At 65.3% G+C, this 20,333-nt stretch carries 18 protein-coding genes; 4 read left to right on the top strand and 14 right to left on the bottom strand.

The features are described 5' to 3' along the window. Positions 1-1,137: a molybdopterin-synthase adenylyltransferase MoeB gene (moeB, locus tag QMZ25_RS08940; protein WP_283219481.1), complete on the bottom strand. Its 1,137-nt coding sequence runs from the start codon at positions 1,135-1,137 to the stop codon at positions 1-3. A 224-nt stretch (positions 1,138-1,361) separates the two neighbouring features. On the opposite strand from moeB, the gene QMZ25_RS08935 reads away from it, so the two are divergent. Then, complete coding sequence (locus tag QMZ25_RS08935) at positions 1,362-1,577, top strand: hypothetical protein (protein WP_111185666.1); 216 nt, start codon at positions 1,362-1,364, stop codon at positions 1,575-1,577. Between the two features lie 252 nt (positions 1,578-1,829). Here the strand turns inward: QMZ25_RS08935 and QMZ25_RS08930 are convergent, their stop codons facing one another. The 10 genes from QMZ25_RS08930 to ndk form a co-directional block, all read right to left on the bottom strand. Continuing rightward, on the bottom strand, positions 1,830-2,681 hold the full coding sequence (locus tag QMZ25_RS08930; RefSeq protein WP_283219480.1) for an oxidoreductase: 852 nt from the start codon (positions 2,679-2,681) through the stop codon (positions 1,830-1,832). Positions 2,682-2,830: 149 nt separating this feature from the next. After that, positions 2,831-3,511 (bottom strand): NAD-dependent epimerase/dehydratase family protein, encoded by a 681-nt coding sequence (locus tag QMZ25_RS08925; RefSeq protein WP_283219479.1) that lies wholly within the window; start codon positions 3,509-3,511, stop codon positions 2,831-2,833. Next, positions 3,508-4,494 carry an AraC family transcriptional regulator gene (locus tag QMZ25_RS08920; RefSeq protein ID WP_258391134.1) on the bottom strand — a complete coding sequence of 329 codons (987 nt, stop codon included), beginning with the start codon at positions 4,492-4,494 and terminating at the stop codon, positions 3,508-3,510. The genes QMZ25_RS08925 and QMZ25_RS08920 overlap by 4 nt, the downstream gene beginning before the upstream one ends. A 279-nt stretch (positions 4,495-4,773) precedes the next feature. Beyond that, positions 4,774-6,171, bottom strand: coding sequence for a ribosome biogenesis GTPase Der (gene der / locus QMZ25_RS08915; RefSeq protein WP_053520183.1), 1,398 nt, complete (start codon positions 6,169-6,171; stop codon positions 4,774-4,776). A 15-nt stretch (positions 6,172-6,186) separates the two neighbouring features. Next, positions 6,187-7,395: an outer membrane protein assembly factor BamB gene (gene bamB / locus QMZ25_RS08910; RefSeq protein WP_053520184.1), complete on the bottom strand. Its 1,209-nt coding sequence runs from the start codon at positions 7,393-7,395 to the stop codon at positions 6,187-6,189. Beyond that, positions 7,395-8,033 (bottom strand): tetratricopeptide repeat protein, encoded by a 639-nt coding sequence (locus QMZ25_RS08905; RefSeq protein ID WP_053520185.1) that lies wholly within the window; start codon positions 8,031-8,033, stop codon positions 7,395-7,397. The genes bamB and QMZ25_RS08905 overlap by 1 nt, the downstream gene beginning before the upstream one ends. Positions 8,034-8,097: 64 nt before the next feature. Then, on the bottom strand, positions 8,098-8,967 hold the full coding sequence (locus QMZ25_RS08900; RefSeq protein WP_283219478.1) for a RodZ domain-containing protein: 870 nt from the start codon (positions 8,965-8,967) through the stop codon (positions 8,098-8,100). Between the two features lie 18 nt (positions 8,968-8,985). Beyond that, on the bottom strand, positions 8,986-9,771 hold the full coding sequence (gene pilW / locus QMZ25_RS08895; protein ID WP_053520187.1) for a type IV pilus biogenesis/stability protein PilW: 786 nt from the start codon (positions 9,769-9,771) through the stop codon (positions 8,986-8,988). Then, positions 9,758-10,963 (bottom strand): 23S rRNA (adenine(2503)-C(2))-methyltransferase RlmN, encoded by a 1,206-nt coding sequence (gene rlmN, locus QMZ25_RS08890; protein ID WP_053520188.1) that lies wholly within the window; start codon positions 10,961-10,963, stop codon positions 9,758-9,760. Before rlmN ends, pilW begins: the two co-directional genes overlap by 14 nt. A 10-nt stretch (positions 10,964-10,973) precedes the next feature. After that, positions 10,974-11,399, bottom strand: a complete 426-nt coding sequence (gene ndk, locus QMZ25_RS08885) for a nucleoside-diphosphate kinase (protein ID WP_005409295.1) — start codon at positions 11,397-11,399, stop codon at positions 10,974-10,976. 315 nt (positions 11,400-11,714) lie between these two features. Here ndk and QMZ25_RS08880 point away from each other — a divergent pair, with 315 nt between their 5' ends. The 3 genes from QMZ25_RS08880 (at position 11,715) to QMZ25_RS08870 (ending at position 16,085) form a co-directional block, all read left to right on the top strand. Further along, positions 11,715-12,371: a TetR family transcriptional regulator gene (locus QMZ25_RS08880; protein ID WP_065175050.1), complete on the top strand. Its 657-nt coding sequence runs from the start codon at positions 11,715-11,717 to the stop codon at positions 12,369-12,371. 40 nt (positions 12,372-12,411) lie between these two features. Next, on the top strand, positions 12,412-14,784 hold the full coding sequence (locus tag QMZ25_RS08875; RefSeq protein WP_283219477.1) for a 3-hydroxyacyl-CoA dehydrogenase/enoyl-CoA hydratase family protein: 2,373 nt from the start codon (positions 12,412-12,414) through the stop codon (positions 14,782-14,784). A 92-nt stretch (positions 14,785-14,876) separates the two neighbouring features. Continuing rightward, complete coding sequence (locus QMZ25_RS08870) at positions 14,877-16,085, top strand: acetyl-CoA C-acyltransferase (RefSeq protein ID WP_053520191.1); 1,209 nt, start codon at positions 14,877-14,879, stop codon at positions 16,083-16,085. 463 nt (positions 16,086-16,548) lie between these two features. Here QMZ25_RS08870 and galU read toward each other — a convergent pair whose 3' ends face one another. The 3 genes from galU to QMZ25_RS08855 are packed head-to-tail and all read right to left on the bottom strand — an operon-like array spanning position 16,549 to position 20,330. Beyond that, a complete protein-coding gene (gene galU / locus QMZ25_RS08865; RefSeq protein ID WP_053517730.1) occupies positions 16,549-17,427 on the bottom strand; it encodes a UTP--glucose-1-phosphate uridylyltransferase GalU in 879 nt (292 codons plus the stop codon). Next, positions 17,427-19,337 (bottom strand): nucleoside-diphosphate sugar epimerase/dehydratase, encoded by a 1,911-nt coding sequence (locus tag QMZ25_RS08860; RefSeq protein WP_053517731.1) that lies wholly within the window; start codon positions 19,335-19,337, stop codon positions 17,427-17,429. Before QMZ25_RS08860 ends, galU begins: the two co-directional genes overlap by 1 nt. A gap of 3 nt (positions 19,338-19,340) precedes the next feature. Next, positions 19,341-20,330, bottom strand: coding sequence for a glycosyltransferase family 4 protein (locus QMZ25_RS08855; RefSeq protein ID WP_053517733.1), 990 nt, complete (start codon positions 20,328-20,330; stop codon positions 19,341-19,343). Between the last annotated feature and the right edge of the window lie 3 nt (positions 20,331-20,333).

Here is a 20,333-nt window from a genome sequence, read left to right as displayed (position 1 = left end):
TCACCCGCCCCGGCAGAAGGCGGCGTAATCGATATAGCCCGGGAACGGCACGCCCGGCGCGCAGACCGGGCATTGCGGGTCCGGGCCGATGCCGGTTTCGCGGAAGCGCATGCCCAGTGCATCGAAACGCAACAGACGCCCCACCAGGGGCTCGCCGATGCCCAGCAGGAGCTTCAACACCTCGGTGGCCTGCAGCACGCCGGCCAACCCTGGCAGCACGCCCAGCACGCCGGCCTCGGAACAGTTCGGCGCGAACTCCGGCGGCGGCGGCTCCGGGAACAGGCAGCGGTAGCAGGGTGCGACGCCGCGCTGGCGGCCGGCGTCGAACACGCTCACCTGGCCGTCGAAGCGCTCGATTGCCGCATACACCAGCGGCAGCCGGTGCTTGATGCAGGCATCGTTGAGCAGATAGCGCAGCGGGAAGTTGTCCGAGCCATCCAGCACCACGTCCACCCCGTCCAGCAGCGCGTCGACGTTGTCGGAGGTGACCCGCTGCGGCACGGCTTCAATGTCGATGGCGGGATTCAGCGCCAGCAGGCGCTCACGTACGGAGTCGACCTTGAGCTGGCCGACACTGGCTTCGGTATGCACGATCTGGCGGTGCAGGTTGCTGCGTTCGACCCGGTCGTGATCGGCAAAGCGCAGGTGCCCGACCCCGGCCGCGGCCAGGTAGAAGCCGGCCGGCGCGCCCAGCCCGCCCGCCCCCAGCACCAGCACACGCGACTGCTGCAGGCGACGCTGGCCCGCCTCACCCACCTGCGGCAGCAGCAGGTGGCGCGAGTAGCGGTCGAAGAAGTCACGGTCGGCAGCGCTGGCCACGGGCTGCACCAGCGGCAGCGCCTGCTCGCGCCAGGCCACGGTGCCCCCGGCGACCGACGCCACGTTCGCGTAGCCGGCGTCGAGCAGGGCCTGCGCGGCGTCGGCCGAACGCTTGCCGGTCTGGCAGATCAGCAGGATTTCCTGTTCCGGGCGTGGCAGGTGCGCGGCCGGGTCGGCCTGCAGTTCCGCCCTGGCCACACCACGGGCGCCTTCGGCCATGCCACCTGCGCGCTCGTGCGCCTCCCGCACGTCGATCAGCACGGCGCCATGGGCCAGGCGGTCATGCGCCTGCGCGGGGGAAAGCTCTCGGATGCTCATGGCGCCATTATCGCGCAGGCCCTGCCCACCGCGCGTCCCCGGGATCAGATCTCCTTTTCGAAGAAGAAGGGATCTGACCCCATTCCCCGTAGAACGCCATGAGGGCGCCCTCGCCCACGGAAATCATGCAGTTGTCGGTGCTAGCGTGGGATCACGGAGTGAGGGTTCCCAGCGTCTGAGCTTGCTGAAGAATGACTCGGCCTGACTTTCGTTGACACCTTCAGGTGCATTGGAAGCACAACAACTATTTCATCCACTATGGTGGCGCCGGCATCGATATGTTCGGTGCCGGCATGCTGGACTACGATCCCACGTTCGACGCTAGCCGTAGCGGCCAAGGAGCGTTGGCATCTGAGTTCGATGACGTGGCTAAGAACTCAAGCATCAACGCGCTGCTCGAACAGATTCCCCGCCAGTTTATGCTCACTCAGACGGAGTGAGCTTCGGCAAGCTCTTCACGAAGACCTGTAACAGCTCACCGGCAAGTGCAGACATTTATCGTGCAGCGATCGAACGCCTGATAGATGAGCGCCTTATTGTCGCGCGAAGCGAGCAGGACTCGACTCGGCGAGCCGCAGCGCAAATCCGGTTCAGCGATCAGCTTTTGCCACCGGATCAGCGCTCGCTCTTTCTCGGTAGTTGATCAGTCGAGGCAGTCGGGTTTGAGGTCTCGCGCTCCACTGCCTCCTTGTTCAAGCCCTGCTTTTCTTCCACGCCTTCGAGATGCCGGTCGCAGCCCACATCATGCTGTCGAAGGCGCGATCAGAGAGAAGGCCGCGCATGAAGATCATCGGCTTGGCCCCGAATCCGATCGCATAGCGGGTCTTGGGCTTCTTCGCCGTCACGGCTTTGGCGATGGTGTCGGCAATAATCTGCGGTGGCGACTGGCGCTTGACGCTTGCCTCGCCGATCATGGATTCCGCCATGGCATTGGCCTGCACCGCATAAGGGCCGTGGCCTGAGGTCTCGCGCAGCTTGTCGGCAGCGATGCCGGCCCATTCGGTTTTGATGCCGCCCGGCTCGATCACCACCACGTCGATACCGAAGGGACGGACTTCCATGCGCAGGCAGTCGCTGATCGCCTCCAGGGCGAACTTCGTACCGTGATACCAGGCGCCTAGCGGGGTATGAATCTTGCCGCCCATCGAGGTGATATTGACGATGGTGCCCGAGCGTTGCAACCGCATTTGCGGCAGGACCAGCTGGGTCAGCCGCACAGCGCCGAAGACGTTGACCTCGAACTGGGCGCGCGCCTCTTCCATAGGAATGTCCTCGACAGCACCATAGGAGCCGTAGCCAGCATTGTTGACAAGCACGTCAATACGGCCGGATTCATCGATGATGGTGCCGATTCCGGCCTGCATGGAAGCATCGTCGGCCACGTCCATAGCAAGAATCTTGATGCCGGATTTGGTCAGGTGATGCATACGATCCACACGGCGCGCAGCTCCGTAGACCGTGTAGCCAAGATCCTTGAGCTTGAGAACGGCAGATTCTCCGATACCTGAGGAGGCGCCGGTGACGAGTGCGACTTTGTTGGCCATGATGGGATCCTCGCTTTGAAAGTGGAGGCGGCCTGATAGCCGCTTTGTGCATTCACTTTGGAGGGCCGGAGGTGCCATGTCGCTAGCGTGATGCGCCACTCTCCACGCAAAGCGCGCCACCTGCAGCTGGCAGCTGCGTTTTTTGCCAACTAATCACGACCAGCTTCTTGGGCAATAGCATCGGAGGCCAGTTCAATGACGCCATTGGCGCCAGGAACAACGTTGGCAAGGGCTTGAGCCACCGCTTGCGCCCAGACCGGACGGTATGCCCCCGAAAGCAAGGGGGTCAGCATTCTGAAAATTGGGATCGCGACCCTCTCCCCCAGTCGTGATGGCTGACCTGAAGCACTGCGGTCGTCCAGAAGCAGCGAAGGTCGCGCGATTACGAGGCCACTGAAGCCTATTTTCTCGAGGGCATCTTCCAGCTCGCCCTTCACCCGGTTGTAGAACATCGACGATTTTGCGTTAGCCCCCGCAGCGCTCACCAAGCCCACGCGGCTGCATCCTTGTCGGAATGACGCCTTTGCGACGGCCAGGTTGGCATCTAGGTCGACAGCGCGGAAAGCTGCACGGCTGCCAGCATCCCTAATCGTAGTTCCGAGGGCGAGATAGACCTCATCAGCTTCGGGAAGGTCGGGTAAACAGCTGAAATCTACGACGTGGAGCTGCAGCTTTGGGTGCTGTAGCGTCAAAGCCCGCCTGCCTACGGCATGCACTTCACAAACATCGGGATCGTCCAGGAGCAACTTCAACAATCGGCCGCCGACCAATCCGGTAGCTCCTGCAAGAATGACCCTGCGCTCGACGGTTTGCATAATCTCGTCTCTCAATTCAGGCTCGATTGGATTCGAGCGCTGTCAGGCGTCTGGCCTGTCCATTCGTGAAACGCACGATAGAAGGAGTTGGGATCTTCGAACCCGAGCAGAAACGCAATCTCTCCGCCGGACATGCTCGTGTTGTTGAGATAGTGCCTGGCAAGGTTCTCCCGCGTGCCGTTGACGAGTGAGCGAAAGCTGTGACCTTCATCCTCTAGGCGACGCTGCAACGTTCGCTTGCTCATGCCCAACCTCTCCGCCGTGCGTTCAATCGTGGCCGAGCTGGCCGGTAGCAATTCCAGTAGGACTGCACGCACCCGCTCGGAGGTGGTAGCAGTAGCATCGAGCTCATTGAGTCGCCGGCGAAGGTCGGGCTCGAAAACGCGCCACATACCCTCGTTTAGCGTGAGGAAGGGGCGCCGCAGGTCAGTTGCACTGAACGCGATGCTTGGGCCCGCGCTGCCTCGTACGGTCGTGCCAAAGTACTTCTCGTACTGTTGCGCATAAGCACGAGGTGGCGTGGTTGGAAGGCAGACTCGTAGCGCACGAACCGGCTCACGCGTTGCGAGTCTGGCCAGTTTCAAGAAGAACGCTAGTTCGGCGACCTGCAATGAGTAGGGCACCTCAGACGGGGTGGACGACCAGCGCGGCGAGATTGTCATTGCTCCAGCTTCATCAACCTCAACGTCCAAGCTCATAGGGGCGACCAACTGTTTGTATTTCGCCAAACGTTGGACAGCCTGCAGAAGGTTCGCACTACAGAGAGCCGCAAACAGAGGCGGATCAAAAGACTCCGCTGACACCATTTCTACGATTCGCAACGCAAACAAGGGATCGTGAACTTCATCCTCCAAGGCGCCCCAGAACCGAAAATACTCGGCGGTCGTTAGCCCGTGGTTGTCGCGAGAGAGGATGTCATCCGGCAGCCCTGCCTTTCGCAGGACATGACCGCTGTGAACTCCTAGGTCCGACAGCAGTGCCTGCCAGCCAATGTTCAAGCTAAACGTTCCATTTCTTGCCACGTGCTTATCCTCTTGGTGCCTGACTGCCCGAGCCTTGTAGATGACGGGTTAAGCCAATTTACGCCTGCGGGCGTTAAACGCCATCGCAGTGTGCGCCAAGAGATATGCAAAGTGCGCCACAAGCAACGGTGGACCGCAGGAGGCACGGGAGCGCCCCTCCCCGCCACACACAGCCGGCACCCGCCCCCGCTATGGGCAAGTGTGCCCTCGTGGCGCGGTACAACGAAAAAGGCGGCCCTGCGGCCGCCTTTCCGGTTACTTGCCCTTGACGTGTTTCATCAAGCGCCGCTTGGCCTTGATCTGCCGTTCGGTCAGCACGTTCTTCTTGCCCTCGTACGGGTTGGCACCTTCGCGGAACAGGAACACCACCGGCGTACCGATCAGCTTGAAGCGCTTGCGGAAGAAGTTCTCCAAGTAGCGCTTGTACGACTCCTGCAGCTCCTTCAGGCGCGTGCCATGCACGATGAAGGTGGGCGGGTTGGCCCCGGCCGGGTGCACGTAACGCAGCTTGGAGACGTGGCCGCGGATGGTCGGCGGCGGGTTGGTCTCGTAGGCCACTTCCAGCGCCTTGTTCACTTCGCTGGTGGTGAACGTCTTGTTCGCCGATTCATGGGCGCGGTGCACCGCACGGAACAGCTCACGCAGGCCCGAGCCATGCTTGGCCGAGATGCGTACCGATTCCGCCCACGGCACGAAGCCCAGCTTCAGCGACAGCATGGTTTCGGCCTGCTCGCGCTGGTACTCGGTCAGGCCATCCCACTTGTTGATGGCGATCACCAGGGCGCGGCCGGCGTCGAGTACGGCCCCCAGCACGGTGGCGTCCTGGTCGGTCACGCCTTCGGTGGCGTCCAGCATGAGCACGGCCACCTGGCACTGCTCGATGGACTGCATGGTCTTGACCACCGAGAACTTCTCGACCACCTCGTCCACCCGCGAGCGGCGACGCAGGCCGGCGGTGTCGATCAGGCGGTATTCGCGGCCATCGCGTTCCAGGTCCACCGCGATCGAATCGCGGGTGGTGCCGGGCACGTCGGAGGCGATCATGCGCTCCTCGCCGAGGATGCGGTTGACCAGGGTCGACTTGCCCACGTTGGGGCGGCCGACAAAGGCGATGCGCACACGGTTCGGATCGTTGTCCAGCTCTTCGCCACTGCCCTCTTCCGGCAGGCGCTGGATCACTTCATCGAGCAGATCGTCCAGGCCCTGACGATGCGCGGCCGAAACCGTCAGCATCTCGCTGAAGCCGTAGCGCGCGAATTCCGAGCGCACGGCCATCTCGTCGGTGCCGTCGATCTTGTTGATGAGCAGCAGGGTCGGACGCGACAGCTTGCGCAGCCACGACAGGATCTCGTCATCCAGCGCCGACGTGCCCTCGCGGGCATCGACGACGAACAGGATCAGGTCGGCTTCGGCGGCAGCGGCCCGGGCCTGACGCGTAGTAGCGCCCGCCAGACCCTCGTCTTCCCCGGCGATACCGCCGGTGTCCACGACGAGGAAATGATTGTCCTCGTCGAGGCGGCAGACGCCGTAGTTGCGATCACGGGTGACGCCGGGCTGGTCATGGACCAGGGCGTCACGGGTGCGGGTCAACGCATTGAAAATGGTCGACTTGCCGACATTCGGCCGTCCAACCAGGGCGACCAAAGGCAGCATCGCGATTACTCCGTATTAATTTGCCAACCGGAAGGCGGTCAGCTTGCCATCCACGTTCTGCACCAGCAGCACCCCGTCGACGACGATCGGCTGGGCCAGCAGAGCTTCACCGCCGCTCTTGGCCCGCGCCGCCATCGCGCCATCGGACGTCTGCAGCCAGTGCACGTATCCCTTGTAGTCGCCGACCACCACGTAGTCGCCGTGCAGTGCCGGGCCGGTCAGCAGGCGCCGGGCGAGCCCGGTCTGCGACCACATCGCCGCGCCACTGGCCTTGTCCAGGCCGAACACGCCACCCTTGTTGTCGGTGACGAACACATTGCCCGACGAGACCGCCACGCCACCGGCACCGCCGTGGTCGCGCGCCCACAGCGGGCGACCGGTCGGGCCTTCGATGGCCATCGTCTGGTTCTTGAAGCTGCTCACGAACAGCGTGTTGCCATCGAGCACCGGCGCACCGTCGATGTCGGCCATGCGCTCCAGCTCGGTGCGCCCTTCAGCGCTGCCCACGTTCTGTTCCCACAGGGTGCGGCCATCCTGCATGGCCAGCGCGGCGATGGCGCCGTCATCCCTGCCGATGAACAGCACGCCCGGACCGGTCACCACCGGCGCATTGCCACGCACGGTCAGCGCCGGCAGTTCGCTCGGGTTGAACCAGCGCTGGGTGCCGTTGCCCACGTCGAAGGCGGTGATGCGGCCGTCGTTGCTGCGCACGAACACCATGCCCTGGGCCACCGCCGGCGCGGCGATCACTTCGCCGGGCACGCGGGCGCGCCACTTCTCGCTGCCGTCATTGATGTCCAGCGCGATGACCTGGCCGTCGAGCGTGCCGATCACGACGAGGTTCTCGCCGACACCCGGGCCACCGGACAGGCGCAGCTTGTCCTTCTTCTTTTCCTTCTTCGGCTCCCAGGTCCAGACCTTCTTGCCGGTCTGCAGGTCGATGGCGTGCACGCCCCCGGTGATCGCCGCAGCGAACACGTGACCGTTGGCCACCGCCGGGCCCTGGCGCACGCCGATGCGACGCTCACCCTTGCCCAGATTGACCGACCAGGCCTTGTTGACCTTCAGGGTCGGCTCGAACTTGACCAGTTCGGCCGGCTCCTGCGCCTTCTTCGCTTCCGCGTCCTTGCCGGCGAACCAGCCCTTCATGGTGCTGCAGCCGGACAGCGCCACGCCGAGCAGCAGCACGGTGGCGACGCGGGTGATCATGACCTTCTGACTCATCAAACCGACTCCGCAGGGGCGGCGACGGTGCCGCCGGCGTCCATAACCTTGGTTTCCAGCAGGCGCCGCTGGGGCGCCGCCACGTCCAGCGTCTTCAACGCCTTCTCGTACTGTTCGCGGGCGGCATCACGCTTGCCCTGGGCCATCAGCGCATCGCCATGGATCTCCAGGCTGCCGCTGTCGGTGGCGCTGCCCAGCAGGGAGATGGCCTCGTCGGCCTTGCCGGTAGCGACCAGCAGGCGGGCCACGCGCTGGTCGACCACGCGCTGCAGGTCACCTTCGACCTTCACGCTGCGCAGCGTCGCCAGGGCTTCTTCATTCTTGCCGGCGTCGACCTGGGCCTTGGCCAGCTGCAGCGCCGCGAGGTCGCCGTAGATGCTGGAGGGACCGGCTTCGAGCGCCTTCACCGCCTTGGCGGCGTCGTCGAGCTTGTTCTGCTGCAGACCCACCAGTGCCTTCTGGTACTCGACATTGGCCGAGGCCAGCTTGCCGCCCTGCTGCGTCTGCCACCACTGCCAGCCGGCGATGGCGCCGATGGCGATGGCCACGCCACCGATGATGCTGGCGCCATTCTTCCGCAGCCAGCTGCGGACGCGTTCACTTTGTTCGTGCTCGTCGAGCAGATCGTCGATCGCCATGCGTACTCTCGCCCCGCCCATCGGGAGGGACCATTGGGATTATCGAAGGTGGTGAAACCGCGCCTCAGTGCGAAACCGGGACCACGGAGCCTTCAGAGGATACCTGAAAGCGTGCCACGTTGGCTCGCTGGTAGGGCGCCAGATCGACGATAGCGCCGTTCTGCTGAACCTGGACCGCCGAGGCGTTGCCCAGAGTGACCCGGGTCACCTGGCCCGGGGTGAAGCTGCGGCTCTCGCCCGACCGGATCAGCGCCTTCTCGACGGTGCTGCCATCGGGGCCGCCGATGTCGACCCAGCTGTCTCCGTTGAACTGCATCTCCAGCGTGGTGCCGGCACCCGCCGCAGTGGCGGCCGGACGCGGGACCGGCGCCAGCGAGGCGACGTACGGGGTCGCGGCCGGCTTGGCGGTGGACGCCACCGAGGCCTCCGTCGATGCCACCGGCTCGGCGCCGTCGGCGGCGGGGGTGACCGGCACGGTCGCCGGGATCACGTCCAGCGAGGCGGTGTTCGGCGACGGCGTGCCGCCATCGAAATGGCCGCGCGTGGCGAACCACACCGGCACGGCCAGCACCGCGGTGATGCCGACATACAGCACGCGCCGGCCGAGGTTCTCGGCGATCCGGCGCGCACGCGGGGTATGGGTATGGCTGACCAGGGTCGGGGGGACCACCGGTCCCACCTGGGCCTGCTCCAGCAGTTCGCTCACATCCACATTCAGCAGGCGCGCATAGCTGCGCAGCTGGCCGCGGACGAACACCGGCGCACCGAGCTTCTGCCACTGTTCTTCTTCCAGCGACCTGACCACCTGGACCGGCATGCGCAGCCGCTGTCCGACGTCGTCAAGGGTCAGTCCGGCCGCCTCGCGGGCCTGGCGAAGGCGGGTGCCACAGCCGGCCGCAGTCTCGAGAGCGCTCACAGTCTGGTCATCAATCACAATGCATCAACCCTGGAGTTAGGAGCCCGCATCCTGCGGAAATTCCTGTCGAATCCGCTGCAGATAGCGATCGGATGCTGCGTGATCGCCCAGCCGCGCCTCGATTTGAGACGCAAGTTGTAACACGGAACGTGTTGCGGGTGCAGCCGAAATCCTGCGCTCGGCGAAGGCCCGGGCCTCCATGTAGCGGCCCTGGCGGAAGCTCAGCTGGGCCATCGCCTCCAGGGCGACCGGGTTGGCCGGAGCCACCGCGAGTGCGGCACGCAGGTCGCGCTCGGCCCGTTCGGGCTGCCCCGCGTCAAGCGCACAGCCCCCCGCGTTGGCCTGCGCCTCGGCGGGCGTGGCATAGCCCGGCGCCTGCAGCGCACGATCGAACCACACCAGCGACTCGGCGGCCTGCCCCTGCTGGCACAGCCAGGCGCCATAGTTGTTGAGTACGTCACCGCGCTGCGGGGCCAGCTCTGCGGCCCTGCGGAAGCCCTCGCCCGCCTGCCGGGTGCGGCCGCGGCGGTCATCGATGCCGGCCAGCAGGACCAGTGCGTCAGGCTCGTCGGGCTGCAGCTTCAGCGCCTGTCGGGCCTTGCTCTCGGCACCGTCCAGATTGCCCAGCTGCATGTCGCGCGAGGCCAGCACCAGCAGGTCGTTCACGCGCACCTGGCGACGCACGCCGTCCGGGTCACGCACCGAATAGACCGGCGCTTCGCTGGGACCGAGCCGGCCCTTGGGCGTGGAGGAGCAGGCACCGACCGCCATGGCCAGCACGCCCGCAAGCAGCGCCAGCCGGAAGCGGTCAGGCGGCCGCATCGCTCCCCTTCCCCGCCTGCAGCGTCTTGTTGAACTCCGCCTGGCGGCGGGTGCGGTCCATCACCTGGCCCTTGAGCTGGCCACAGGCGGCGTCGATGTCGTCGCCGCGCGTGCGGCGGACCATCGTCAGCACGTTGCTGTCGAGCAGGATCTTCTGGAACGCGCGGATGTCGGCTTCCTCGGAACGCTCGTAACGGGTGCCCGGGAACGGATTGAACGGGATCAGGTTGACCTTGCCCGAGTCCTTGGCCTGCACCGCGTTGTCGAACTGGCGCATCAGCCGGGCCAGCTGCCGGGCATGCTCGGGCTGGTCGTTGATGCCCTTCATCAGGGTGTATTCGAAGGTCACCGACTCGCGACGCTTGTTGGCGCGCAGGTAGCGCGCGCACGAGGCCATCAGCTCGGCGATCGGGTACTTCTTGTTGAGCGGCACCAGCGTCTCGCGCAGCTCGTCGTTCGGTGCGTGCAGCGACACCGCCAGGGAGACATCACTCTCGCTGGACAGGCGGTCGATCTGCGGCACCAGGCCGGACGTGGACAGCGTCACGCGCTTGTTCGCCAGGCCATAGCCCAGATCGTCGCGCATCACGCTCATGGCACGCACGACGTTGTCGAAATTCATCAGCGGCTCGCCCATGCCCATCATCACCACGTTGGTGAGACGGCGCATCTGGTGCGGCACGTTGCCCAGGTGGCGCGCAGCCACCCACACCTGGCCGATGATCTCGGCGGTGGTCAGGTTGCGGTTGAAGCCCTGGGTGGCGGTGGAGCAGAACGTGCAGTTCAGCCCGCAGCCGACCTGCGAGGACACGCACAGCGTGCCGCGGGTCTTGTCCGGGATGTACACGGTCTCGATGGCGTTCTTGCCATCCACGCCCATCGCCAGCAGCCACTTGTGGGTGCCGTCGGCGGAGGGCTTGTCGAACACGATGTTGGGAACGACGACCTCGGCATGATCCTGCAGCTTGGCGCGCAGGACCTTGCCGAGATCGGTCATCTCATCGAAGTCGGTGACGTAGCGGTGGTGGATCCACTTCATCACCTGGTGGGCACGGAACTTCTTCTCGCCGAGAACCTCGACGAAAAACGTCTCCAGGCCCGCGCGATCGAGGTCGAGCAGGTTCTGCTTGCCGGCCGTGGGTGCCGACTTCGGCAGCGGCTGGATGGCGGGTGTCTGTACGACCTCGTTCACGGCATCACTCTCAGCGCGAGACGACTTCGGTCGCGGCGAAGAAGTAGGCGATTTCGATCGCGGCATTCTCGACCGAGTCCGAGCCGTGGGCGGCATTGGCATCGATGGATTCAGCGAAGTCGGCGCGGATGGTGCCCGGCGCGGCTTCCTTCGGGTTGGTGGCGCCCAGCAGGTCGCGGTGGGCCAGCACGGCGTTCTCGCCTTCCAGGGCCTGGATCATCACCGGGCCGGAGATCATGAACTCGACCAGGGCGTTGAAGAACGGACGCTCGCGGTGCACGGCGTAGAAGCCTTCGGCTTCACGGCGCGACAGCTGCTTGTACTTGGCGGCGACGACCTTCAGGCCGGCCTTTTCAAAGCGGGCGTAGATTTCGCCGATGACGTTCTTGGCAACGGCGTCCGGCTTGATGATCGAAAGGGTGCGCTCCAGCGCCATGGGATGTCTCCAATGGAATCGGGCCGCTGATGGCCCGAAGGGTACATGAAAAAAACCCGCGTCGGAACGCGGGCTTAGCCTGATAAACGTAGGCGAATTGTAAAAGATAAAGCGGCGCGGTGGTAGTGCGCCCCTGGCTGGCGGCTCGTGGCGCCGGGGTCCGAGCCCCCTGCGGGGATCCGCCCCCGGCTGTACCCCATTCACCCACCTGAGTGAAATCTGACCGGACCCCGCGTTTTGCTGCACTGCAAAATGCCATACGCTACCGTCTGGTTCTAGTATCAAACAATCGTTTGATTAAGGTCCGCCTGCCCGATGGCCAAGCCCGCCCACTTCTCGACCAAGGACCGGATCCTCGGTGCCGCGGAGGAGCTGTTCGCCCTGCACGGCTTTGCCGGCACGTCGCTGCGCCAGGTCACCAGCCAGGCCGACGTCAACATCGCCGCCGTCAACTACCACTTCGGTTCCAAGGAAAACCTGGTCAACGAGGTGTTCCGCCGTCGCATGGACGAGATGACCGGCGCCCGCATGGCCCAACTCGAACGCGCCCGCAGCGAACACCCCGGTGAACTGCGCCCGGTGCTGGCCGCCTTCGTGGAGCCGGCGCTGGCGCTGGCCCAGGACCGCCAGAGCGGCGGCGCCTTCGTCCGCGTGATCGCCCGCGCCTACGCCGAGAAAAACGACAACCTGCGCAAGTTCCTGTCCGACCATTACGGCCACGTGCTGCGTGCGTTCGGCAAGGCCATCGCCGAGTGCGTGCCCGACCTGAGCAAGGAAGAACTGTACTGGCGGCTGGATTTCCTGGCCGGCTCGCTCACCTACGCCATGGCCGATTTCGGGCTGATCAAGCGTCCCGCCGGTGTCACCGAAGCGGCGCATCGTGCCCAGGCAGCCCACGAGCTCATCCATTTCGCCGAAGCCGGGTTCCGCGCCGCCGCACGCAGCGGCAGCGCCCTGCCCGCCTCCGCCTGATTCCACCCAGTAACTGCTGACCAACAAAGGCCCTTACACCATGTCCAATTCCCTGCTAGTCCGCCGCGCCGCCGTGCTGGGTGCCGGCGTCATGGGTGCCCAGATCGCCGCCCACCTCACCAACGCCGGCGTCGACACCGTGCTGTTCGACCTGCCCGCCAAGGAAGGTCCGGCCGATGGCATCGTGCTGAAGGCGATCGCCAACCTGGGCAAGCTCAGCCCGGCGCCGCTGGCCAGCAAGTCGCTGGCCGAAGCGATCACCCCGGCCAACTACGAGTCGGGGCTGGAGCAGCTGAAGGACTGCGACCTGATCATCGAGGCCATTGCCGAGCGCATGGACTGGAAGCAGGACCTCTACAAGAAGATCGCTCCGTTCGTGGCCGATCACGCCGTGCTGGCGTCCAACACGTCCGGCCTGGGCATCAACAAGCTGGCCGACGTGCTGCCGGAACAGCTGCGCCACCGCTTCTGCGGCGTGCACTTCTTCAATCCGCCGCGCTACATGCACCTGGCCGAGCTGATCCCGGCCTCGACCACCGATGCCGCCGTGCTGGAAGGCCTGGAAGAGTTCCTGGTCACCACGCTGGGCAAGGGCGTGGTCTACGCCAAGGACACCCCGAACTTCATCGGCAACCGCATCGGCGTGTTCTCGATCCTCTCGACCATCCACCACACCCAGCAGTTCGGCCTGGGCTTCGATGAAGTCGATGGCCTCACCGGGCCGCTGGTCGGGCGCCCGAAGTCGGCGACCTACCGCACCTCCGACGTGGTCGGCCTGGACACCATGGCGCACGTGATCAAGACCATGGGCGACACCCTGCCGAACGACCCGTGGCATGAGTTCTTCAAGTCGCCCAAGTGGCTGGATGCGCTGATCTCCAAGGGCGCGCTGGGCCAGAAGACCGGTGCCGGCATCTTCCGCAAGGTCGGCAAGGACATCGTCGTGCTCGATCTGGAAAAGCAGGACTACCGTCCGGCCGACCGCAGCGCCGCACCGGAGGTGGTCGAGATCCTGAAGATCAAAAACCCGGCCGAGAAGTTCGCCAAGCTGCGCGAGAGCCAGCATCCGCAGGCACAGTTCCTGTGGGCGACCTTCCGCGATCTGTTCCACTACAGCGCCTACCACCTGGCCGACATCGCCGAGACCGCGCGCGACGTCGATCTCGCGATCCGCTGGGGCTACGGCTGGTCGCTGGGCCCGTTCGAGACCTGGCAGGCCGCGGGCTGGAAGCAGGTGGCGCAGTGGATCGCCGATGACATCGTCGCCGGCAAGAGCGTGAGCAATGCCCCCCTGCCGGACTGGGTCTTCGATGGCCGCGACGGCGTGCACGCCGCCGAGGGCAGCTACAGCCCGTCGCGCAACGCCAAGCTGCCGCGCTCGTCGCTGCCGGTGTACCAGCGCCAGCGCTTCCCGGATCCGCTGCTGGGCGAAACGTTCGCGCCGGGCGAGACCGTGTTCGAGAACGATGGCCTGCGCATGTGGCACGACGGCGACGGTATCGCCGTGGTCAGCTTCAAGACCAAGATGAACACCGTCTCCGACCAGGTACTCGATGGCCTGCAGGAATGCGTCTCGCGCGCCGAGAAGGACTTCCAGGGCCTGGTGATCTGGCAGCAGAAGGAACCGTTCTCCGCCGGTGCCGATCTGGCCGGCGCCCTGGGCCTGCTGCAGGCCGGCAAGGTCGACCAGTTCGAGCAGATGGTCGCCAACTTCCAGCGCACCAGCCAGCGCATCAAGTACTCGCTGGTGCCGGTGGTGGCTGCCGTGCGCGGCCTGGCCCTGGGCGGTGGCTGCGAGTTCCAGATGCACAGCGCCAAGACCGTGGCCTTCCTGGAAAGCTATATCGGCCTGGTGGAAGCCGGCGTCGGCCTGCTGCCGGCCGGTGGCGGCCTGAAGGAACTGGCCGTGCGCGCCTCGCAGGCGGCCGGCCCGGGCGGCGACGTGTTTGCCGAACTGAAGAAGACCTTCGAGACCGTGGCCATGGCCAAGGTGTCCAACTCGGCGGTCAACGCCAAGGAACTGGGCCTGCTGCGCAACACCGACAAGGTGGTGTTCAACAGCTATGAGGCGCTGTACATCGCCAAGGCCGAAGCCCGCGCGTTGGCCGAAGCCGGCTACCGTCCGCCGCTGCCGGCACGCCGCATCCAGGTGGCCGGCGACGTCGGCATCGCCACCTTCAAGATGATGCTGGTCAACATGCTGGAAGGTCGCTTCATCAGCCCGTACGACTACGAGATTGCAGAGCGCATCGCCACCGTGCTGTGCGGCGGCAAGGTCGATCGCGGCACCCTGGTCGACGAAGAGTGGCTGCTGACCCTGGAGCGCAAGCACTTCGTCGAACTGGCCCAGCAGGAAAAGACCCAGGCCCGCATCGCGCACATGCTCAAGACCGGCAAGCCGCTGCGCAACTGATTGATGGCGGATGCCGGCCCCGGGCCGGCATCACCTGCTGTGGCAGTCGAGCATGGCTCGACTCTACAAAACCTATTCGAGAGATCACTGCAATGACCAAGCAAATCCAGGACGCCTACATCGTCGCCGCCACCCGTACCCCGGTGGGCAAGGCGCCCAAGGGCATGTTCCGCAATACCCGCCCCGACGACATGCTTGCCCACGTGCTGCGCAGCGTTGTCGCGCAGGCGCCGGGCGTGGACGTCAACCGCATCGATGATGCGATCATCGGCTGCGCGATGCCGGAAGCCGAGCAGGGCATGAACGTGGCGCGCATCGGCGTGCTGCTGGCCGGCCTGCCGAACACCATCGCGGCGCAGACCGTCAATCGCTTCTGCTCCTCCGGCCTGCAGGCCGTTGCGCAGGCCGCCGATGCGATCCGCCTGGGCAACGCCGACCTGATGCTGGCCGGCGGCACCGAGTCGATGTCGATGGTGCCGATGATGGGCAACAAGATCGCGATGGCACCGAGCGTGTTCGACAACGACCATGTGGCCATCGCCTACGGCATGGGCATCACCGCCGAGAAGGTGGCCGAAGAGTGGAAGGTCTCGCGCGAAGAGCAGGATGCCTTCGCCCTGGCCTCGCACCAGAAGGCGATGGCTGCGATCCAGAAGGGCGAGTTCAAGGACGAGATCAGCCCGTACGAGATCGTCTCGCACCTGCCGGACCTGGCCGATGGCCAGCGCATCATTACCCGCAACAAGGTTGCCGATACCGACGAAGGCCCGCGCCCGGATTCCTCGGCCGAAGGCCTGGCCAAGCTGCGCCCGGTGTTCCGCAATGGCCAGTTCGGTGGCACCGTCACTGCCGGCAACTCGTCGCAGATGAGCGACGGCGCCGGTGCCGTGCTGCTGGCGTCGGAACAGGCGATCAAGGACTACGGCCTGACCCCGCTGGCGCGCTTCGTCAGCTTCTCGGTGGCCGGCGTGCGTCCGGAAGTGATGGGCATCGGCCCGATCGCCGCGATCCCGAAGGCACTCAAGCAGGCTGGCCTGAACCAGGATCAGCTGGACTGGATCGAGCTCAATGAAGCCTTCGCCGCGCAGTCGCTGGCGGTGATCCGTGACTGCGGCCTGGACCCGGACAAGGTGAACCCGCTGGGTGGTGCGATCGCCCTGGGCCACCCGCTGGGTGCCACCGGTGCGATCCGTACCGCGACCCTGCTGCACGGCCTGCGTCGTCGCCAGCAGAAGTACGGCATGGTGACGATGTGCATCGGCACCGGCATGGGCGCGGCGGGTATTTTCGAGGCGCTGTAAGGTTCAAAGCGCTGCCTCGTTGGGCTTCATGGCGTGGGCCGGGTTGGCAGGGCTGCCTGGGACACGCCGTGAACCCATCCATGGGGGCTCGATGGCGCCATCCATGGCGCCAACGGTCCCAGGCAGCCCTGCCAACCCGGCCCTTCCAGCCTCCCCGCGGCGGAGGGATGAGCAGGAGCTGGGGTCAGATCCCTTTGCTGCGCAAAGGGATCTGACCCCAACAAGCAAAAAGGCAGCCGATGGCTGCCTTTTTGCTTTTGCTCTTGTCTTTGATTCCGCCCTTCCCGTCCGCGCCCGCAGGAAATCTGACAGGCGGTACGGGTGGGCCTTTGCAGGACCGTTGGCGCCATGGATGGCGCCATCGAGCCCCCATGGATGGGTTTACGGCGTGTCCTGCAAAGGCCCACCCGTACCGCCCACCACGTATCAATCAAGGCGCCGCGAACGGAGCGCTTGATAAACCTTATTCCGCCAGCATCGCCGCCAGCTTCTCGCGCGCCGGGCCCGCCAGCTTCGGGTTGTCCAGCGCGAAGCGGATCGTCGCCTCGACCAGTCCCAGGTGCGTGCCGCAGTCGAAACGGGTGCCCTCGAAACGGTAGGCATCGACCTGCTCGGTCTTCAGCAGCTGCGCGATCGCATCGGTCAGCTGGATCTCGCCACCGGCACCACTGCCGGTCTGCTCCAGCAGATCGAAGATCTTCGGGCTCAGCACATAGCGGCCGACCACCGCCAGATCGCTGGGGGCGTCCTCCGGCTTCGGCTTCTCCACGATCTGCGAGATACGGCCCTTGCGGCCATCGAAGGCCTCGGTGGCCACGATGCCGTAACTGGCGGTCTTGTCGTGCGGCACGTCCTCGACGGCGATCACGCTGGCACCGCTGGCCTCATTGAGATCGGCCATCTGCTTCAACGCACCGTCGCCGCGGTTCCAGATCAGATCGTCCGGCAGCAGCACGGCGAACGGCTCGTCACCGATCACGGCCTTGGCACACAGCACCGCGTGGCCCAGGCCCAACGCTTCGGCCTGCGTCACGAAGACCGCACGCACGCCGTTGGGCAGCACGTGGCGGATCATCTCCAGCTGTTCCTGCTTGCCGGCGCGCTCGAGCTTCTGTTCCAGCTCATACGCCTTGTCGAAATAGTCGGCGACGGCGTGCTTGTAGCGGTTGGTGATGAACACCAGCGTGTCACAGCCGGCTTCTATGGCCTCATCAACAGCGTACTGGATAAGCGGACGATCGATGATCGGCAGCATTTCTTTCGGCACCGTCTTGGTCGCCGGCAGGAAGCGCGTCCCGAGCCCTGCCACGGGAAAAACTGCTTTACGAATTCGCTTGCTCATTAGTGCCTGTTGGCCTCGCGTGTCGGAAACGGCACGACTTTAGCGGATGAGATGTAAGCATCCTGTTCGATTGGAGAAAACTCCGGCATCGTCGCGAACAGGATCTCCTGGATGGTGTCGATGTCGTAGCTGCTGATCGCTTCGCGCAGCTTCGGAACGTTGCCGAGCACCATGTCACGCGAGAACGCGCGCACGCCGGCTTCGAGGATCTTGGGGTGCGCGGTCGAACGATAGTCCTCGTCGGAATAGAACAGCGTCTCGTGCAGCTTCTCACCCGGGCGCAGCCCGGTGTAGATGATCGGAATATCCTTGTACGGCTGCTTGCCGGCCAGCCGGATCATCTGCTCGGCCAGCACCCGGATCGGCACCGGCTCACCCATGTCGAGCGTATAGATGGCGCCATGCGACGCCGAGGCGGCCGCCTGCAGGATCAGCTGGCAGGCCTCGGGGATCGTCATGAAATAGCGGCTGACCTCCGGGTCGGTGACCGTGACCGGCCCGCCCTTGAGGATCTGCTCGCGGAACAACGGCACGACGCTGCCCGCCGACGCCAGCACGTTGCCGAAGCGCACGGTGACGAAGCGGGTATGCGTGGACTTCTGGTCCAGGCTCTGGCAGATCATCTCGGCGTAGCGCTTGCTGGCACCCAGCGCATTGACCGGATCGACCGCCTTGTCGGTGGAGATGAACACGAAGTGCTCGACGTGTGCCTCCAGGCAGGCACGGGCGACGTTCTCCGTGGCCAGGATGTTGTTGCGCACCGCCTCGCGCAGCTGCCGTTCCAGCACCGGCACATGCTTGTAGGCGGCAGCATGGAAGGCCGTATCGACCGGGTGCAGCGACAGCGCATGGCGGATCACTGCGGGGTCACCGCAGTCACCCAGCACGGCTTCGATCTCGATGTCGGGAAAACTGCGGCGCAGCTCGCCTTCGATGGTCAACAGCAGCAGTTCGCTGATCTCCAGCAGGACGATGCGGCCTGCACCGTGGCGCGCGCACTGGCGGCAGAGTTCTGAACCGATCGAACCACCGGCACCGGTCACCATCACAGTGCGCCCGCCCAGCCAGCCACGGATCAGGTTCCAGTCCGGCATGATCGGCTTGCGGCCCAGCAGATCCTCGATCGCCACTTCCTTCAGCTGGCCCGGCAGCGACTGCCCCTGCAGGATGTCACTGAGCTTGGGCACGGTGCGGAACGGAACCCCGGTGCTCTCGCAGATAGCGACCACGCGCTGCATGCCGGCGGCATCCAGCGACGGAATGGCGATGACCAGCAGCTTGGCTGCGGTTTCGCGGGCCACGGCCGGCGCATCGTCCAGCGTGCCCAGGATCGGCAGGCCCTGCAGTTTCGCGCCGCGCAGGTGCGGGGCGTCATCGAGCAGGCCGACCGGCTCGAAATTGCCGGAACGACGCAGATCGCGGACCAGCGTTTCGGCGGCCTGTCCGGCACCCAGGATCAGCACCCGGCGCGCGCTCGAATCGGACTGCAGCGCCTGGTAGTCCTTCCATGCGCGATACAGCAGGCGCGGCGCGCCCAGCAGGGCCGACAGCGCGAAGGGATAGATCACCAGCACCGACATCGGCACGCCGTTGAAGCGCTTCCACATCAGCACCAGGACGATGGCGACCATGCCGATGAAGCTGGCTTTGAAGATGTTCAGCAGGTCGCTGACGCTGGCAAACCGCCACAGGCCGCGATACAGGCCGACGCGCCAGAACACCAGTCCCTGCAGCAGCAGGACCAGGGTGGTATCGACATTCCACAACGGCAGCGCAGGCGCGTCCGGCAGGATCGAGTAACGACCGGCGTGGAGCAGCTGCCAGCATGCCCAGACCATGAACAGGTCGTGGCAGACAATGGCCGTACGCGGCAACAGGCCGAGGATTCTATCCCGCCAGGGTGAAGACATATTTCAAGGAGTTCCTTGTCGGTGGCGCATTCCATTGCGCAGGAGGAGCCACAGCATGCTCAGCGTGATGAACCAAGCAATTGCCACGACAGCCTCCCACCTCGGCTGCAGATTCGAACTGACATTGAACACTGTAATGCTGAATAGGCCCAAAACAAAGTACATCCCTGTCACCAGGGCGTGGCTGGCTCCTGCCTGCACAGCGCGCTGATAGACGTGCTGGGTGTGGGGTTCCATCCAGCGTTGTCCGGAAATGATGCGCGCCAGCAGTGTGAAGCCCGCGTCCACGAGGAACGGTGACAGCGGCACCAGCAGGAGGATCCAGTTGATGTCCGTGCGCAGGCTGGCCACTGCCACAACGGCCGCCACCGCGTAGCCCAGCGCTCCGCTGCCGACATCCCCGAGGAAGATGCGTGCGCGCGGAAAGTTGAAGGGCAGGAAACCCACGCAGGCCAGCCCGAGGGCGATGGCCAGCAATGACCACGGCCAGGGCAGCACCGGAGCGAACCCCAGCGCGACCACGATGGCCTGGCTGCTGGCAATGCCGTTGATGCCATCCATGAAGTTCCAGATGTTGATCAACGAGGCGGTGAAGAACAGCACCAGCAGGGCCAGCAGCCAGCTGCCGCCGTGGATCTTCACCAGCCCGGCCAACAGGCCGGCAGCAATGAAATGAACAAGCAGCCTGCGCATGGCCGGCAGCGGGCGATGGTCGTCCCACCAGCCGATGCCCGCGACCAGCAGCAGGCCGGCAGCGGCGACCAGCAGGCTCGGCATGGCCTGCGGCCACGCCCACATGGCCACGGCTGCGGTGGCCAGCAGGCTGATGACAATGGCGATGCCGCCGCCACGTGGCGTGGCGACGCTATGGCTGCGGCGTTCCCCGGGGTGGTCCATCAGCTGCCGGCGCAGCGCGTAGCCGCGCGCCGCCCAGGTCAGGGCCGCGCTCAGCAGGGCCAACGCCAGCAGCGCGCCCATCACGAGCCAGGGCATGAT

Origin of the sequence: Stenotrophomonas sp. RS-48, from assembly GCF_030053245.1 — a bacterium.
GTDB lineage: Bacteria > Pseudomonadota > Gammaproteobacteria > Xanthomonadales > Xanthomonadaceae > Stenotrophomonas > Stenotrophomonas maltophilia_P.
The sequence above is the reverse complement of the archived record's forward strand: the minus strand, read 5'-3'. Positions and strand labels throughout refer to the sequence as shown.